The 17556-nt window shown below is 61.5% G+C and carries 13 protein-coding genes and 5 pseudogenes; 9 read left to right on the forward strand and 9 right to left on the reverse strand.

Annotated elements, in window-relative coordinates; translation table 11 throughout:
* Positions 1-494: chalcone isomerase family protein (locus JFT80_RS19400; protein ID WP_201148960.1), on the reverse strand; the 494-nt coding region annotated here is incomplete at its 3' end.
* A gap of 156 nt (positions 495-650) precedes the next feature.
* On the opposite strand from JFT80_RS19400, the pseudogene JFT80_RS19405 reads away from it, so the two are divergent.
* Positions 651-1434: pseudogene (locus JFT80_RS19405) on the forward strand (hypothetical protein).
* Positions 1435-1532: 98 nt separating this feature from the next.
* Positions 1533-2101, forward strand: a pseudogene (locus tag JFT80_RS19410) (hypothetical protein).
* A 2-nt stretch (positions 2102-2103) separates the two neighbouring features.
* Here the strand turns inward: JFT80_RS19410 and JFT80_RS19415 are convergent.
* The 4 genes and pseudogenes from JFT80_RS19415 to JFT80_RS19430 form a co-directional block, all read right to left on the reverse strand.
* Positions 2104-2832 carry an alpha/beta hydrolase gene (locus tag JFT80_RS19415; protein WP_201148961.1) on the reverse strand — a complete coding sequence of 243 codons (729 nt, stop codon included), beginning with the start codon at positions 2830-2832 and terminating at the stop codon, positions 2104-2106.
* Positions 2833-2956: 124 nt separating this feature from the next.
* Positions 2957-4069: a succinylglutamate desuccinylase/aspartoacylase family protein gene (locus JFT80_RS19420; RefSeq protein WP_201148962.1), complete on the reverse strand. Its 1113-nt coding sequence runs from the start codon at positions 4067-4069 to the stop codon at positions 2957-2959.
* An 83-nt stretch (positions 4070-4152) separates the two neighbouring features.
* On the reverse strand, positions 4153-4932 hold the full coding sequence (locus tag JFT80_RS19425; protein ID WP_201148963.1) for an ABC transporter substrate-binding protein: 780 nt from the start codon (positions 4930-4932) through the stop codon (positions 4153-4155).
* Between the two features lie 235 nt (positions 4933-5167).
* Positions 5168-5603: pseudogene (locus JFT80_RS19430) on the reverse strand (rhodanese-like domain-containing protein).
* 101 nt (positions 5604-5704) lie between these two features.
* Here JFT80_RS19430 and ftrA point away from each other — a divergent pair.
* Positions 5705-6697: a transcriptional regulator FtrA gene (gene ftrA / locus JFT80_RS19435; RefSeq protein ID WP_122839171.1), complete on the forward strand. Its 993-nt coding sequence runs from the start codon at positions 5705-5707 to the stop codon at positions 6695-6697.
* A 1-nt stretch (position 6698) separates the two neighbouring features.
* Here ftrA and cobF read toward each other — a convergent pair whose 3' ends face one another.
* A complete protein-coding gene (gene cobF, locus JFT80_RS19440; RefSeq protein ID WP_045059725.1) occupies positions 6699-7454 on the reverse strand; it encodes a precorrin-6A synthase (deacetylating) in 756 nt (251 codons plus the stop codon).
* Entirely contained in the window at positions 7451-8026 is a 576-nt protein-coding gene (locus JFT80_RS19445) for a histidine phosphatase family protein (protein ID WP_201148964.1), read from the reverse strand. The genes cobF and JFT80_RS19445 overlap by 4 nt, the downstream gene beginning before the upstream one ends.
* A gap of 518 nt (positions 8027-8544) precedes the next feature.
* On the opposite strand from JFT80_RS19445, the gene JFT80_RS19450 reads away from it, so the two are divergent.
* The 3 genes and pseudogenes from JFT80_RS19450 (at position 8545) to JFT80_RS19460 (ending at position 11645) form a co-directional block, all read left to right on the forward strand.
* A complete protein-coding gene (locus JFT80_RS19450; RefSeq protein ID WP_201148965.1) occupies positions 8545-9561 on the forward strand; it encodes an arginine N-succinyltransferase in 1017 nt (338 codons plus the stop codon).
* Positions 9562-9607: 46 nt separating this feature from the next.
* Positions 9608-10641 (forward strand): annotated as a pseudogene (gene astA, locus JFT80_RS19455) (arginine N-succinyltransferase).
* Positions 10642-10775: 134 nt separating this feature from the next.
* Positions 10776-11645 carry an oxaloacetate decarboxylase gene (locus JFT80_RS19460; protein WP_201148966.1) on the forward strand — a complete coding sequence of 290 codons (870 nt, stop codon included), beginning with the start codon at positions 10776-10778 and terminating at the stop codon, positions 11643-11645.
* Positions 11646-11800: 155 nt separating this feature from the next.
* Here the strand turns inward: JFT80_RS19460 and JFT80_RS19465 are convergent, their stop codons facing one another.
* Positions 11801-12874 (reverse strand): diguanylate cyclase, encoded by a 1074-nt coding sequence (locus tag JFT80_RS19465; RefSeq protein WP_122839177.1) that lies wholly within the window; start codon positions 12872-12874, stop codon positions 11801-11803.
* 180 nt (positions 12875-13054) lie between these two features.
* Here JFT80_RS19465 and JFT80_RS19470 point away from each other — a divergent pair, with 180 nt between their 5' ends.
* The 3 genes from JFT80_RS19470 to JFT80_RS19480 all read left to right on the forward strand — a co-directional run bounded on the left by JFT80_RS19470 (position 13055) and on the right by JFT80_RS19480 (position 16950).
* The gene (locus JFT80_RS19470) at positions 13055-14506 is read left to right on the forward strand and encodes an NAD(P)/FAD-dependent oxidoreductase (protein WP_201148967.1); all 1452 of its coding nucleotides are present in this window, start codon (positions 13055-13057) and stop codon (positions 14504-14506) included.
* A gap of 21 nt (positions 14507-14527) precedes the next feature.
* Positions 14528-15469, forward strand: coding sequence for an alpha/beta fold hydrolase (locus JFT80_RS19475; protein ID WP_201148968.1), 942 nt, complete (start codon positions 14528-14530; stop codon positions 15467-15469).
* A 113-nt stretch (positions 15470-15582) separates the two neighbouring features.
* Positions 15583-16950 carry a VOC family protein gene (locus JFT80_RS19480; protein ID WP_201148969.1) on the forward strand — a complete coding sequence of 456 codons (1368 nt, stop codon included), beginning with the start codon at positions 15583-15585 and terminating at the stop codon, positions 16948-16950.
* 35 nt (positions 16951-16985) lie between these two features.
* Here the strand turns inward: JFT80_RS19480 and JFT80_RS19485 are convergent.
* Positions 16986-17556, reverse strand: a pseudogene (locus JFT80_RS19485) (type 1 glutamine amidotransferase domain-containing protein); the annotation flags it as partial.

A 17556-nucleotide genomic window follows, 5' to 3' on the forward strand; every position in this document is an offset into this window, starting at 1 on the left:
GGATTGCGTGTTCGCGGGTCCAGCCAGATATCAAAAAACGCCCGGGCGAATGCCGGGTCGTTCACCTCGTGCTGCAAGCGCTGCCCGACGTAAAACCGCGCCCCCTGCCCCGGCAGATACACCCCGGTGATCCGCGTTCCGGCCTGCACATCGACAAATGCCTGTTGCATCTGCCCCTGCCATGCCTCCAATTGCGAGGCACTCACCGACTCGCCTGACAGGCGCCTGATTTCATCGACGCTGGCCTGAACCAGGTCGTCCCGGGAAATCTTGCGCTGGTAAATGAGTTCAAGGGCAAACGGCTGGTCGCTCGCCAAAGGCTTGGCTGCACTCCACAGGCGGGCGTTATAGACATCAAAGCCAAACCAGCGAAATTCGCCGGCACCGATGATCCGCGCCCCAGGCAACGACTCCTGCCAGTTGGCCAGCGCATGACCGGCCAACAAGGCCAGCAGCCACAAACTATGACGCAGAATGGATCGGGAGCGATTCATGATGGGCTCGATTCAGCGCAGAGGATGCCCAAAATTTATACGCCAAAACCCAAACTGTACAAGCTTTGAATGTTGTATACAAAAAACGCAAAGCTATACAACAATCCGTCTGGCGCATGCTAACGTGGCAGTCTCACACAGGATGGAGACGCGTGCGTGCTATTGCTCAAACTGCTGGTCATTCCCGGATTTCTGCTACTCATCTCCCTGGCGGGCAAACGCTGGGGCCCCAGCGTAGCCGGGTGGCTGTCAGGACTGCCAGTGGTGGTCGGGCCGATTCTGTTCTTCCTGGCCATCGAACAAGGCGAAGCATTTGCCGCCCGCTCGGCCACCGCCGCGTTATCGGCCATGTTCGCGATGATCGCCTTTTGCGTCACCTATGCCCAGGTCGCACAGCGCAGCAACTGGCCGACCGCGCTGAGTCTCTCGTTAGCCGTGTGGGCCATGTTGGCGGTGGTGTTATCGTCGATCCCCGCGTCCCTGGTGTTTTCCACAATCGCCGCTGCAAGCGCGTTGCTGGCGGCGCCTTATCTGTTTCCGTCGGTGCAGCCCGTGATCTCAGGCACCGCCCCAAGTCTGACAGACTGCTATGGCGCATGGTCGCCGGTGCCCTGCTGACGCTGGCGGTCACCTTGTTGGCAAGTACCGTGGGCGAGCGCTGGAGCGGTCTGCTCGCGGTATTCCCGGTGCTCGGCAGCGTAATGGCGGTGTTCTCCCAGCAAACCCGTGGGCCGGCTTTCACGGCTGCGTTGCTGCGCGCCACGGCGACTGGCATGTATTCGTTTGCCGCCTTTGCCTGGTCCTGGCCATGGCCTTGCCGACAATGGGCCTCAGCGCATTTGCCCTCGGCGTCGCAGTCTCGGTGGCCATGCTCGGTGTGACCCGGCGCCTGCTGGCAAAACCTGCGGTCAGCGGGCGCGCCCAGGCTTGCGACGAGTGACTGGCCGAGCACCGGTACTGGAGTGACTTGCACGCGGCATGGGATGATCGCGTCTGAACCGTTCGCGGCTGACGCGCGACAATCCCTGGAGATTCCGAATGTCATTGTTGAGCAACAAAGCCGTTGTCCTGTTGCTGGCCGTCGCTGCCAGCCTGGGGGCCCTGAATGCTCAGGCGGCCAAGGCCACCAGCAGTTCCGCATCGTCGCAGAAGGTGTCGATGCTGGGCGGCAAGTTCATCTTTACCCTGCCCAAAGGCTTCGTCGCCACGCCATTGCCGGCCAGCTCTTCGGGGGCCAGCGGGACCATGTACGCCAACGAAACCACCAAGACCGTGGTGATCGCCGCAGAAAACACCCTGCCCGAGGGTCTCAAGGTCAAGGACAATGACGGCGCCTTTCTCGACGGCACTGCGGCGGACTTTGACGCGGCGCAGCGCACGGCCCTTCCCGACTACAACAAGTTGAGCGAGAAAAGCCTGACCCTCAAAAGCACCGGCCTGGGTGTGCGCCAGGTCGACAGCACGGCCACCCAGGGGGTGGGCAAACCCTCAACACCACGCTGATGGCGGCCTCTGGCAGCCACATGGCGGTGGTCCGGGTGATTTCCCGGCCCGGCGACATGGCGGCGCATGAAACCCTGATCAAGCGGATGCTCAGCGGTAAATAAACCTAAGGGTTGAGGCTTTGTAGCCAGGCGTTCAAGTCCTGCATTTCGGCGGCGCTGATGCTGTGACCCACCCCAGGGTAGGCATGAAATTGGGGCTTGAGCGACAGGCTTTGCAGAAGGCTGTTGGCGTCTGTGCCATCGACGTAAGGCAGGCGTTTGTCTGCGGTGCCATGGCCGATGAAGATCGCCAGCTGCTGGCGTTTTTCATCGGGTTTGAGCTCGGTCTTGAGCTCGGTCTTGAGCACCGGCAGGATACGCCCGCTCAGCGCTGCGATGCCTCCCAGCGCCTGCGGATGACGCAGCGCCACCTCGTAGGACATGATCGCACCCTGGCTGAAGCCCACGAGGAACACCTTGTTCGGTGCGGTCCGATATTTGCTGGCGGCCTGGGTGATGAAGTCCAGCAAAACCTGGCTGCTGTTCTTCAGGTCATCGGTTTCGCCGTTGTAGGCACCCTGGCCTTTTTGGCGGAACCACTGGTACCTGCCTTCCTCCATCACCATCGGCGCGCGTACCGACAGGTAGTTGTACTGCTCGGGCAATTGATCCTTGATGCCGAACAGGTCCTCTTCGTTACTGCCATAGCCGTGGAGGAAAATCACCAGGGGCAGGTTGCGCGAATCGGCGTGGGTTTGCTCCAGGTATTTGAGCGGCAGATCGGCTTGCAGCGGGGTTTGCGCGTGGACGGCGGCGGACGCCAGGAGTGTCAGCAGAGCGAAAAACTTCAACATAAACCTTCCTTCACAGGTGCAGGATTGGATTGAAGCCTAACACTGTGAGGTATTCGATGTTGTTCAAGCCGCCCTCGCGAGCCCGCTCGCGAAGCGGACTTGCACCCACCGCAGAACCTGGCTATCAGTCGTTGATCAGCTTCCCGATCCGAATCGGCTCGCGCCCCGCCACCTTCGCCTGCCATGTTCCCGGCTGGGTGTACCGCCCGCGATCAATGGCGAACAATACGCCACTGGTCCCGGCACACACCGTGGTAGCCCGATCCTGCAGCGGGTCGACTACCTCGAACAGCGCATCGCCCTTCTCCACCCACTCACCGGCATTGCGCAGGAAGCTCACCACGCCGTGGTGCGGAGCAAACAGGTATTCGGTGCCTTCGAACGGCATGCCTTCACAGCACTCGCCTGGCGCGGCCGGCCATTCGCCGCTGATGAAACCCTGTTCGGCGAGAAAGCCCAGAATGGCTTCGCAATTGGCCTGTGCCTGATCGACGCGCGTGTCCCCCATGCTGCCCAGTTCCAGCGTGGTCGCCAGGTTGGCCGGCGGAATCGCCGCCGACGGGAAGGCCTGCGCCAGGCGCAGCCACGGTGTCGAACAGGATTCATCGAACGAGCTGCCACCGGAGTCTTCGCAGAGCAACGCGACGCCCGCCTGCAAACGTGCCGCCAGCGATTGCCATTGCGGCCAGTGTTGCGGCAAGGCATACAGGTGAATCGCCGCCTCGAAATCGCAATGCAGGTCGAGGGTAATGTCGGCATCGCAGGCATGACGCAGCAGCAGGCGATGCATGGCTTCGAGTTGCGACATGGGGGCCGGCAAGCCGTCCAGCACCTGGAGCATCGTTTGGCGGATCAGCGCGACGTTGGCTTCGGCATCCGCGCCCAGGCGCTCACCCACCGACGCCGCCACCGGGGCGCTCAGTTCGACGAAAGCGCGATTGAAATTCTTGCCGCTGCCCAGCTCGAAGCGCCCCATGTGCGCGCCCTGCAGATGCTGATCGAGACCGATCGGGTTGGCCACCGGCACCAGCTCGATCACGCCGTGCAAACGCCCTTGCTGCTCAAGTTCGTTGAGGCGCTGCTTGAGTTCCCACGCGGTGCGCATGCCCGGCAATTCATCGGCGTGCAGGCTGGCCTGGATGTAAACCTTGCGCGGCCCTGCGCCATAACGGAACACGCTCAGCGAGCGCTCACTGCCCAGATGACTCCAGGGCAGTGGATGGTCGATGCGTTGCATGTTGAAGCTCCGTGTCTCTGGATCTGCGCACGTGACAAAAATGGCAACCGCGCTAACGGTTGCCACTTTTTTAAACGGTTTGATTAATGGCCGTACACGTCAAAGTCGAAGTACTTGTCCTGCACTTGCTTGTACTTGCCGTTGGCGCGAATTTCGGTGATGGCTTTGTTGAATTTTTCCGCCAGTTGCGTATCGCCCTTGCGCACTGCAATACCTGCGCCGCCGCCGAAATACTTGGCGTCTTCGTAGGTGGGGCCGACAAACGCGAAGCCCTTGCCTGCGTCGGTTTTCAGGAAACCGTCGCTGAGGTTGACCGAGTCGGCCAGCATCGCGTCGATGCGCCCGGAGACCATGTCGAGGTTGGCTTCCTGCTGCGAGCCGTAACGCACCAGTTCGATCCCGGCTGGCACCAGCACTTCGGTCGCGTAGCGGTCATGGGTACTGGCGCGCAACACGCCGACTTTCTTGCCCTTGAGCTCGGTCAGCGGGTCTTTGACACCGGAACCGGCCTTCATCACGAAACGCGCCGGGGTGTGGTAGTACTTGATGGTGAAATCGACGTTCTTCTTGCGGTCGTCGGTGATGGTCATCGACGACAGGATCGCGTCGATCTTCTTCACTTTCAGCGCCGGGATCAGGCCATCGAATTCCTGCTCGACCCAGGTACATTTGACTTTCATCTGCTCACACAGCGCATCGCCGATATCCACATCGAAACCGGCGAGTTTGCCGTCAGGGGTTTTCATCGAGAATGGTGGGTAACCGGCTTCGATACCGATGCGAATCGGCTTGGCGTCTTCGGCCACAGCGGTCAGGGACAACATCGACAGTGCCAGGGCACCAAACATCACTAGCTTCTTCATTTATTACTCCTGTGTGCGGAGGCTTTTATTGGCAGCTTTCGATTGGTCGCTTTCGGTTGGAAAAACCGAAGTGGCCGGCAGTCTAGAGCGGCTACAAGCCGTTAAATTACGTCCAGGCGACAAATATTTACAAGAACACTGCAAGAATGATCAGCGTGATGATCCAGTGTGGAAGATCCGCGCCAACTGGCCAAATGGCCGGTGGCGCGGTGCACTTATCGGGTTGCTGGCGGGCTCAACATTCGCAGCCAATGCCCGGGGTGACGACGCGCGGCACGGCAACATTCAGGGCAAATCCCTCATCCAGCCATCCGGTCACCCCGCCGATCATCTCCTTGACCGGGTAATCCAGCGCGGCCAGCTTCACGGCAGCCTTGTTCGCGCCATTGCAATGCGGGCCGGCGCAATAGACCACAAACAGGCTGGTTTTGGGGTAGTGCGCCAGGCTTTGAGCCGTCAGCAATCGCCCCGGGATATTGATCGCCCCCGGCACATGACCGCGCTCGAACGCCCGTGGCCCGCGGACGTCGACCAGGATGAAATCCACTTCACCGGCCGCCTGGCTGCCAGTAGACGTCGGAGCAATCGGTCTCGAAGGTCAGGCGATTGCTGAAATGCATGAGGGCGACGGCCGAGGGTGCAGCGGGGATTTCACGAACGAGGCTGGTCATGGGCAGTACTCCTGGGTGTTGAGGGGTGTGGGATGACTTTATCGACAGCTCGCTTCGGGCTACAGTGGCGCACAAGACACTTACCGGGAAGTTTCCGCCAAATGCATTCCGCCCCTGGATCGGTCGCGATCCTGGCCTACGATGGCCTGTGCACATTCGAGTTCGGCATTGCCGTGGAGATCTTCGGCCTTGCCCGGCCGGAGTTCGATTTCCCCTGGTACTCCCACTGCATTGTCGCCGTGGACCCGGGCCCGATGCGCGCCACGGGCGGTTTCCGGGTGCTGGCCGATGGCGGCATGGAACTGCTGCAAGAGGCCCGCACCATCATCATCCCTGGCTGGCGCGACCGCAGTGCCCCGGTACCCGAGGCGCTGTTGACGGCCCTGCGCCAGGCCCATGCACGGGGCGCACGGTTGTTGTCGATCTGCTCGGGGGTGTTCGTGCTGGCGGCCACCGGCTTGCTCAATGGCCACAGCGCCACCACCCATTGGCGCTACAGCAGCGAACTGGCTGAGCGCTTTCCCGAGATTCTGGTGGACCCGCAGGTGCTGTACGTCGATGCAGGCCAACTGATCACCTCGGCCGGGAGTGCGGCCGGTATCGATGCCTGCCTGCACCTGGTGGCCCGGGACTTCGGTACCCAGGTCGCCAACTCGGTGGCGCGGCGCCTGGTGATGTCGCCGCAACGCACCGGCGGCCAGGCGCAATTCATTCCGGCGCCGGTCAGTGTGGCGGCGCGCAGTGATCTTTCGCGAGTGATGCAATGGGCCCGCGAGCGCGTGCACCAGCCGCTGGAGGTGCGCGACCTGGCCAGTGAAGCGGCCATGAGCGAGCGCACCTTCCTGCGCCGCTTCACCGAAGCCACCGGCCTGTCGCCCAAGGCCTGGCTGCAACATGAACGGGTGGGTCGGGCGCGGGAGTTGCTGGAAGGCACCCGGGAGAATACCGAGCAGATTGCCGAGCGCTGCGGTTACCGCTCGGTAGAAAGCTTCAGGGTGGCGTTTCGCAGTGTCGTGGGGGTGCCGCCATCGGTGTATCGGGAGCGGTTTGGGCGTGGGCTTGCTCGCGAAGGGGCCGGCATGGACGGCGCCTGATTCAAGGCTTGCGCAACAGGTAAGTATCCATAATCCACCCATTGGCCAACCGAGCCGCCTTGCGCACCCGCTCGATTTCCTGCGCGACGTCCTCGAGCTTGCCGTGGATCAGCAGCTCATCCGGTGTCCCCAGATAAGCGCCCCAGTAAATCTCGGTCTGCGGATCTGCCACCTGGTGGTAGGCATCCTGGGCGTCGAGCATCACCACCAGGCTGTCGGCATCGCTCACCTGCCCCGCCGCCAGACGACGCCCGGTGGTGATTTCGATGGACTGGCCAATGCGATTGAGTGGCACCTTATGCCGGGCGCACAGGGCCTGGACGCTGGTGATCCCGGGGATGACTTCAAATTCGAACTCACAGCGGCCAGAATCGAGGATCGCCTGGAGGATCCTGATGGTGCTGTCGTACAACGCCGGATCGCCCCACACCAGGAAACCCGCGCACTCGTCGTCGGCCATCTGCTCATGGATCAGCCGCTCAAAGGTCGACTGCCTGGCCAGGTTCAGGTCTTCCACGCTGGCCCTGTAGTCCACCTCTCCCCGCTCCCGCTCGGGACTTGGGGCCTCGACGAAACGATAGGCCTTGTGGGTAATGTAGCGCTCGCAGATGTCGCGCCGCAGGTCGATGAGTTTGTCCTTGCTCTGACCCTTGTCCATGAGGAAAAACACATCGGCGCTATTCAGCGCCTTGACCGCCTGCAGGGTGATGTAGTCAGGGTTGCCGGCGCCGATGCCAATCACCAGGAGTTTTTTCATGGCTGCGATTCCTCATGCCCATCGCCTGTTAAACGAAAACGCCAGCGCCCATTGAACCGCAGCTCGACGATCGACAGCGGTTCAACATCAATCTGGTTAAACGCCGAGCTTTTCAGGGCCCAGGTCAACGCCGCACGAATCACGAATGGATGGGTGACCGCCACTATGTGCCCGGGTGTCGCCTCAAGCGCGGTCAGCCAGGCCGCCACCCGGCGAGTGAGCGCGGCGACCGATTCGCCGCCATGGGGCGCCGAATCAGCATCCTGGAGCCAGGCCTGCAGCGCCTGGGGTTCGACCTCGTGCACGTCATCAATCTGCGCGCCGCACCACCGACCGAAGTCGCAGTCGCGCAGCGCCTCCACAGTCTCCACTTCACGGCCGAATAAACCAGCGGTTTGCCGGGCGCGCAACTCCGGGGCAGACAGGAGTCTTGACGACGTTTTGAATTGGCGACTGCGGGAACCCTGTGCCGATTGCCAATCCATTTCCAACGGCTCATTTGTAGGAAACCGCGCCAACTTTTGTGCGACGGTTCTCGCATGGCAGATCAAGGTCAAACGGGTCGCCCGCAATTGGGAATGCTCGCTGCAAAAAGTCAGGAAACGGTAACACGCCGCGGCTAGTCTGCAGGCGTTTTCTTGGGTGCAACACGGCAGTGTCTGACACACGGATTGGCAAGTGGCCTACACGAACTACGAACATGTCTGTAGGCCTTTACTGACAGGCCTCACGCCGTGTCCGAGGGAAGCAACAAGCCCTGAAAAAATCACTAGACAGCCACGGCGCGTTGCATAAATACTGGATTCATCAACTGTGAATTAAACGAAAAAACATCCAGCAGGAGCCCGGATGCCCCCTCTGAATCTTTAGAATAATGATCTCCTTCACCCCGTGACCTTTGTGGCATAGCGCTGCCGGCCTGAGCGCGTTTAACGACTCGCCGCGACCCTGCCAGCGTCGTGAAAACTGAAAAACATGAAGAGTGGCGCCTGATACCGATCAGGTGAGCCGCCCCTGCAATGCGTGGAAACCGACAGTGATAGTCAGGCCGGGTGCTTGTCACCCGACCCTTTGATACAGGAGTGCATCCATGCTGGTCTTGCGTCCAGTCGAATTGAGCGATCTGCCCCAGCTGCAACGACTTGCCCGTGACAGCCTGCCGGGCGTCACGTCTTTGCCCGACGACACCGGACGCCTGCGCGAGCGGATTATCGGATCCTGCGATTCATTTGAAAAAGACGCCGCCGTGCAAGGACCGCAGAACTACTTCTTCGTGCTGGAAGACATCGATACCCAACGCCTGATGGGCTGTTCGGAAATTCTCGCCACGGCGGGTTTCGAAACGCCCTTCTACAGCCTGCGTCACCGGGATTACACCGCCGCCTCGCGGGAACTCAACGTCGAACATGCCGTACCCGCCTTGTCACTGTGTCACGACCTGAGCGGGCACACCTTGCTGCGCGGCTTTCATGTCGAGGCGACCCTGGTCGGGAGCCGGTTCAGCGAATTGCTGTCACGAGCTCGCCTGATGTTCATCGGCGCTCACCGCCATCGTTTTGCCGACTCGGTGATTACCGAGATAGTCGGGTTCAGCGATGATGAAGGCCATTCACCGTTCTGGGACGCGGTGGGTAAACACTTTTTCGACCTGCCCTACACCGAGGCCGAGCGCCTGTGTGGCCTGCAAAGCCGGACCTTCCTGGCGGAGCTCATGCCGCATTACCCGATCTATGTGCCGATGCTGCCCGAGGCTGCGCAGGCGTGCATCGGCCGCATCCATCCCGATGGCCAGGAAGCCTTCGATATTCTCGAACGCGAGGGCTTCAAGACCAATCATTATGTCGATCTGTTCGACGGTGGGCCGACCCTGCATGCGCCTCTTTGCGCGATCCGGTCGGTGGCCCGGGGATTCACTGCCAGCGTCCGGCCGGTTGCCGCCATCGATGCGCGCGGCCGATATCTGGTCAGCAATGATTCGCTCAGGGACTTCCGCGCGATTGTTGCCGACCTGGACGTGCGTGCCGGGCAACCTGTGGCCTTGCCCCCGCAGCTGTGCGCCGCGTTGAATGTGCACGCCGGCAGCCTGATCCGCGTGGTCGAGCTGTGAACAGCCTTCGACGAATCGGCCCAGGACAGGCTTCGGGAGCGGCGCAATGATCGTGCGCCCGGTCAGTGCCACCGATTTGCCTGCCCTGCTGGCGCTGGACCGCCAGGCCGGTCCCGGGTTTACCAGCCTTGCGGCCAACGAAGATCGGCTGGCGCACCGGGTGCGCTGGGCCCGGCGCACCTTTGCCGAGCAGGTCGAACGCGCTGATGCCGATTACCTGTTCGTGCTCGAGGACGACGAGCAGCAAATCGTCGGCGTGAGCGCCTTGAAGGGCGCCGTAGGCCTGCGCGAGCCCTGGTACAACTATCGGGTCGCAATGACACACAGCTCGTCGCCAGACCTGGGGATCGAGCGTCAGATCCCGACACTGGTCATGAATAACGAGATGACCGGGCAATCGGAACTCTGCTCGCTGTTCCTGCATCCCGACCTACGTTCGGGCAGCAACGGCAGGTTGCTGTCACTGGGACGCTTGCTGTTTGTGGCCGAGTTCACCCATCTGTTCGGCGACAGGCTGATTGCCGAACTGCGGGGGCATGCCGACCTCGATGGCTGCTCCCCTTCTGGGACAGCCTGGGCCGGCACTTTTTCAGAAAGGATTTCCACCATGCCGACCAGTTGTCCGGCATGGGCAGCAAGTCCTTCATCGCCGAACTGATGCCCCGCCAGCCCCTCTACACCTGCCTGTTGACCGAGCAGGCCCGGGCGGTGATCGGCAAGGCCCACCCGAACACCGAACCGGCGCTGAGGATCCTCACCGCCGAAGGATTTACCCATCAGGGTTACATCGACATCTTTGACGCCGGGCCGGTCATCGAGGCCCCGGTGTCCGACATCCGCACGGTACGCGACAGCCAGGCGCTGACGCTGGCCATCGGCAGCCTGGACGAGCAGGCGCCGCTTTGGCTGATCCACAATCGCCGCCTGGAAAACTGCCGGATTACTGCGGCCCATGGGCAGCAGGTGGACGGCAGCCTGGTGGTCGATCGTCTCACTGCCAAGCGCCTGCAACTGCAACCCGGCGACTCGGTACGCGCCGTGCCACTGGTCGACCCGCTGCGAGAGGTGGCCGCCGCCTGATCGGCCCTGGCAAGGGCTTTGCCAGGGCATTCGGTAAATTCGTCATCATTCTCCCTGCGCTCGCGTGATAGCCTTTTGTTTCTTCGGCGTTGACACTTTTGCTCAAGCCCGTCCATTTCAATGGTGGAACTCATATGTCCAGGCTCTCTCATCAAGATTTACGGCGTAACTTCCGCGAACTGTTCGCCTCCAATGCCTGCTACCACACCGCTTCGGTGTTCGACCCGATGTCGGCGCGCATTGCCGCAGACCTGGGTTTCGAAGTGGGCATTCTCGGCGGCTCGGTCGCATCGCTGCAGGTCCTGGGCGCCCCCGACTTTGCCTTGATCACCCTTAGCGAGTTCGCGGAACAGGCCACGCGCATTGGCCGCGTCGCCCAACTGCCGGTGATTGCCGACGCCGACCATGGCTATGGCAACGCGCTGAATGTGATGCGCACCATCGTTGAACTGGAGCGCGCGGGAATCTCCGCCCTGACCATTGAAGATACGCTGCTGCCGGCGCAATTCGGCCGCAAATCCACTGACCTGATCACGGTCGCCGAGGGCGTCGGCAAGATCCGCGCGGCGCTAGAAGCCCGGGTTGATTCGGAGATGGCGATTATTGCCAGGACCAACGCCGGCATTCTGCCTGTCCAGGAAATCATCAGCCGCACTCAGCAATATCAACGTGCCGGGGCGGACGGGATTTGCATGGTGGGTGTGCGTGATTTTGATCACCTTGAGCAGTTGGCCGAGCACCTGACTGTGCCGTTGATGCTGGTGACTTATGGCAACCCGCTGTTGCGTGATGACAAGCGCCTGGCAGAACTGGGTGTGCGCGTGACCATCGACGGGCATGGCGCGTACTTCGCGGCGATCAAAGCGACGTACGACAGCCTGCGCGAGCAGCGGCAGATCTTCACCCAGGCATCCGACCTGAGCGCGACCGAACTGACACACACCTATACCCAGCCTGAGGAATACATCCTTTGGGCGAAGGAATACATGAGCGTCAAGGAGTGACCGAGGCGGGGTTTGCGGCCTCCGGTGCTGCGTAGGAGCCGTGTAGGAGCTGTGTAGGAGCTGTCGAGTGCAACGAGGCTGCGATCTTTTGGCGCTATCCCTGACGGAGCAAAGCTTGCTCGCGATGCGGTTACAGCACCACGCATCCGAAGTCGCTATACCGAATCCAGCAATTCCCACTCAGACTGGCTGTCATTGCTGCAGATAACCCGATTGCGCCCCGTGGTCTTGGCTTCATACAGCGCCTGGTCCGCATCATTGAGCCACAAGGTGGCGTCCGTGTGAGCCGGGTTCAATGCTGCCAGGCCAATGCTCAGGCTGACCCTCAGCGCCGGGTCCTGTTCATGGCCCAATTTCGCAAAACGGTCGCGCAGTACATCCATGGCCGCCGCCGCGCTGCTCAGGGGCAGGTCCGGGAGGATCACGCAGAATTCGTCACCGCCGTAACGCCCGGCCAGGTCAGTTACCCGCAGGTTCTGCCGGAGCATTTTGCTCAGCTGGCGAAGGACGATGTCGCCGGCCACATGCCCATAAGTGTCGTTGATCGCCTTGAAGTGGTCGATGTCGATCAACGCGATCGCCCCGCCCTTGCCCTGCCGGCGGCACCGTTGAAACTCCAGTTCCAGCTGGTCTTTCCAGGCGCCATGGTTGAGCAGGCCGGTGAGGCTGTCGGTGCGACTCAACGCCAGCAGCTCACGTTTGTGCTGGCCAAGTGTGTGGGCCTGGCGGAAACAGATCCAGCCCAGCGCCAAGGGATAAAGGCATAGCAGGGGCAAGCAGGCGTACAACTGCAGTTGGCTGGTTTCAGGCACGAAGGCCGGGGCGAAGATCAGCAGGCCGACGCCCAGGCCCAGGATCTGCGCCCCGGTACCGGCCAGCAGGAAACGCAGCCCGCCAATTGCGACGTTGTTCATGGCCATCATGGAAATGGTCGCGGCGCTGGGCAGCGGATTGAAGTGCATGGCGGCGACCCAGAATCCGCCGAGAAAGGCATCCACCAGGAGGTTACGCTGTTCGGCGTGGTAAGGAATTTTCCTGCGTCGGGCCCATTGATAAGCCACGTGTGGCCAGACCAGGCCATTGAATAGCATCAGCGCCCAGACCCAATGCGGCGGATCGAGCGGGTACATGGCTGCGGCCACGCACAACAGGCCCAGGGCCAGGCCTAACGTTCGCGAGGTGTAGAGCCTGCGTGCCAGTGAAAGTCCTTTGACTCCCGATTTTTCCATGGGGCCTCTGTGCCACTGAACCGAACCTGCTGACACCTGGGTTGCGTGTGTGCTGAAGTCTATCAGGGCAACGTTAAATAGCCATCTCCGGCTGGCGGCCTGAATATCCCGACATTGATGGCCGGCGTGGGCCGAATGTTTGGCTATACATGAAGGGGCGCGCCATCAAAAAGGAAGTCCATGCAAACCTTTCAAGTGCTGATCATCGGCAGCGGATTCGGCGGCCAGTGCGCGGCGATCAATTTGCTCAAGGCCGGTATCGAAGATTTCCGCCTGCTGGAACGGCGGGATTTCTTTGGCGGGACCTGGTGCCAGAATACCTACCCCGGCGCTGCGGTGGACGTGCCCTCGCCGCTCTATTCCTTGTCCTTTGCGCCGTACCGCTGGACGCAGATGTTCGCCGAACAGGCCGAACTGCAACGCTACACCGAGTACGTGATCGAGCATTTCGGCTTGCGGGACAAGGTCGAACTGCAAACCAATGTCGAGCGCATCGAATGGGACGATGACAACCGGCGCTGGGTGGTGCACACCTCGCGGGGGATGTTCCAGGCGCAGTTCCTGATCAATGCCACCGGGCCGCTGAGCCAGCCGGTGGTGCCCCGCTTCGAAGGCCAGGAACGTTTCAAGGGCAAGACGTTTCACACCAACCAGTGGGACCACGCCTACGACTACCGCAACAAACGCGTGGCCATTGTCGGCAGCGGCGCCAGTGCGGCCCAAGTGATCCCGGCGATCGCGCCGCACGTTCAGCAGCTGCATGTGTTCCAGCGCACGCCACACTGGGTGCTGCCCCGGGCAGATCGCCGGTTTGGCCGGTTCCAGCGCTGGCTCCTGGGGCTCAAGCCGGCCTACAAGCTGCTACGATGGATGATCTACTGGCAATTTGAAACCCGGGTGATTGCGTTCAAGTACTCCCGGCCGGCGATCCGCCTGGTCCAGCAACAGGCGCTGGGTTTTCTCAAGCGCCAGGTGGCCGATCCCGAACTGCGGCGCAAGCTGACCCCGGATTACGCCATCGGCTGCAAACGGGTGATTGTTTCCAGCACCTTGTACCCGGCGCTCGGGCGCAGCAATGTGACACTGCACAGCCGCGAACAAGGGATTGCCCGTATTGACGAGAACGGCATCGTGACCAGCGATGGCCGGCACCTCGATCTGGACCTGATCGTCTGGTCCACCGGTTACGACGCCACCGACGGGGTAATTTCCTACCCGGTCTACGGAAAGAACGCGACGCGCCTGCAAGATGTCTGGGCCCAGTACCCCCGGGCCTACCTCGGCACCAGCCTGCCGGGCTTTCCCAACCTGTTTATCGTCACCGGGCCCAACACCGGAATTGGCCACACCTCGGCACTGTTCATCATCGAATCGCAGATGAACTACATTCTCGATTGTATCGGCACGTTAAAAAAACAGGGTTTACGCAGCATCGAGGTGCGCCCCGAGGCGGAACGTACCTACACTGAAATGATCCACAGAGAAATGGAGCGCACGGTATGGAAGTCCGGCGGCTGCAAAAGTTGGTATCAAAGCAAGAGCGGTCATGTGATCGCGATGTTTCCCGGCTTCAGTTTCAGCTACTACCGGTTGACCCGGACGCTGAAACCGGCCGACCACATTCTGTCCTGAACACGTAAAAGGAAGACGTCGATGCTTTTGCTGTTTGTCGCCCTTGCGGTTTTCGTAGCCTGGAGCTGGTTGAGTTATCCGGCGGTCGGCCATTGGCTGTATGACCTGAACATGGCCATCGAGGCCAAGCTGTACAAATTGCACAAGATCGAAGTGCCGATCGCCGAGATGAGCGTCTCGACCTGGCAAGGTGGGCCGTATGAAGCGTCCAGCGCGATTTTGATGTTGCACGGGTACAGCGCCGACAAGAACCTGTGGCTGCGCTGCGCCCGACATTTTGTTCGTCAATACCGGGTGATCATTCCGGACCTCGCCGGCCACGGTGAAACCGGCTTCAAGGTCGGTGGCGGCTACGACATTGCGGTGCAGGCCAAGCGCATGATCCAGTTACTCGACGTCTGCGGCGTGGAGAAAGTGCATGTGATCGGCAACTCCATGGGCGGTTACATCGCCGCGTGGCTGGCGGCGACGTACCCGGATCGCATCGCTTCGGTGGCGCTGATCGATCCGGCCGGCGTCACCGCTCCGGAGGTCAGCGACATGGAGCGCCATCTGTCCCGTGGGCATAACCCGTTCCTGATCAATTCCCGCGAGGAGTTTCGCCAGTTTTACGCGATGACCATGGAGTCGCCGCCGTGGGTGCCGAGCCTGGTGCTGGACGCCATCGCCCAGCGCTACGAACAGCGACGCGATGAGCTGGAAGAGATTTTCCGCGACTTCCGCGCCAGCCCGCCGATGGAGCCGAAACTGGCCGAAATCAAATGCCCGGCGCTGTTGCTATGGGGTCGCAAGGATCGCTTGATCGACGTCAGCAGCGTGCCGATCTGGAGCAAAGGCATCGCCAATTTGCAGGTGGATGTGTGGGATCACGTCGGGCACATGCCGATGGTCGAGCAGCCGGCGAACACGGCGCGACTGTATGGAGAATTTTTGGCATCCCAACGCTCGCACTTGCCCGTCTGACCCCTGTTTGCAGTCCGTGACAGAATGAAGTTCGGAAGATTCTTCGTTTGTCGGGGACGCTGAAGGCTGCGATCTTTTGCCCATCCTTCACGCCAGCGCCAGGAAAACCTTCCATGAGCCATCCGAGCTTCATCAGCCCAGACCTGATCCGCCAACGCTTCTCCAAAGCGATGTCCGACATGTACCGCGAAGAAGTGCCGCTGTACGGCGCGCTGATGGAACTGGTGGAGCAAACCAACCGCGACGTGCTTTCGCGTGAGCCGGACATCGCCCGACAGCTCGACAGCACTGGAGAAATCGAACGGCTGGACATGGAGCGCCACGGTGCGATCCGTGTCGGCACCGCAACCGAACTGGCCACCCTCGCCCGCTTGTTCGCGGTGATGGGCATGCAGCCGGTGGGTTATTACGACCTGATGCCGGCAGGTGTGCCGGTGCATTCCACCGCGTTTCGCGCGGTGCATGAGGATGCGCTGCAGGTCAGCCCTTTCCGGGTGTTTACCTCGTTGTTACGCCTGGAATTGATTGAGGATCCCGAGTTACGCGCATTTGCCGGATCCGTGTTGGCCAACCGCTCAATCTTCACCCCGAAGGCGTTGCGCCTGATCGCCCAAGCGGAAACGGCTGGCGGCCTTAACGAAACCGAGGCGCAGGAATTCGTCCTGCAGGCACTGGAGACTTTTCGCTGGCACCACAGCGCCACCGTCACCGCCGCGCAGTACCAGACACTGAGCGCCCAACACCGCTTGATCGCCGACGTCGTCGCGTTCAAAGGCCCGCACATCAATCACCTGACGCCGCGCACGCTGGACATCGACATCGTCCAGGAACAGATGCCCGCCCACGGCATCACCCCGAAAGCGGTCATCGAAGGCCCACCGCGCCGGCAGCAGCCGATCCTGCTGCGCCAGACCAGCTTCAAAGCGCTGGACGAACCGATCGCCTTCACCGATCAAGATGAAACCCGTGGCAGCCACAGCGCGCGTTTCGGCGAAATCGAACAACGCGGCGCGGCGCTGACACCCAAGGGCCGTGCGCTGTACGACCGCCTGCTCAACGCGGCCCGGGATGAACTCGGCGAATTTCCCAACGAAAGCAACGCCGCACGCTACAACACGCTGATGGAGCGGCATTTCAGCGAGTTTCCTGACACGCTCGAGGGCATGCGCCAGCAAGAGCTGGCGTATTTTCGCTACTTCGTCACGGACAAGGGCCGGGCTGCGGGAGCGCTGCAAACCATGGCGCTGGAGGACCTTCTACGCAATGGCTATCTGCGGGTGGAACCGCTGGTTTACGAGGATTTCCTGCCGGTCAGTGCGGCGGGGATTTTTCAGTCCAACCTTGGGGACGCTGCGCAAAGCCACTACGGTGAGCATTCGAACCGCCACGCCTTCGAGCAGGCCCTGGGACGCTCGACCATTGATGAACTGGCGCTGTACGCCGAAACGCAGCGCCGTTCAATCGAGCAGTGTTTCGCCTGACTTCAGGCCGTGCACCGTAGCTCTTTGGCGAAGGGTTAGCGCAGCTTCGCCAATAGTGCCTCGGCCACCGCCTCGGAAGACGCCGGGTTCTGCCCCGTCAGCAGCAACCCGTCAGTCACCACGTAACTGGCCCAGTCGTCGCCCTTGGAGTAGAGGCCACCGTTGGCCTTGAGCACGTCCTCAACCAGGAACGGTACGACATCGGTCAGTTGCACCGCCTCCTCCTCGGAGTTGGTAAAGCCCGTCACCCGCTTGCCCTTGACCAGCGGCTGGCCGTCCGCGCCCCTGACGTGACGCAACACACCCGGCGCATGGCAGACGGCCGCGACCGGTTTTCCAGCCTGGTAGAACGCTTCGATCAGTGCGATCGACACCTTGTCTTCGGCAAGGTCCCACAGCGGGCCGTGGCCGCCGGGGTAAAACCGCATCGTAGTCCTCGGCCCTGGCGCTGCTCAGCAACGCGGTTGAAGCCAGGGCGGATTGCGCCGCAGGATCCTTGCGAAAGCGCTCGGTGGCGGCGGTCTGCGCATCCGGCTCGTCGCTTTTGGGGTCCAGCGGCGGCTGACCGCCCTTCGGTGACACCAGGGTCAACTGGGCACCGGCATC

It is taken from the genome of Pseudomonas sp. TH10, from assembly GCF_016651255.1.
GTDB lineage: Bacteria > Pseudomonadota > Gammaproteobacteria > Pseudomonadales > Pseudomonadaceae > Aquipseudomonas.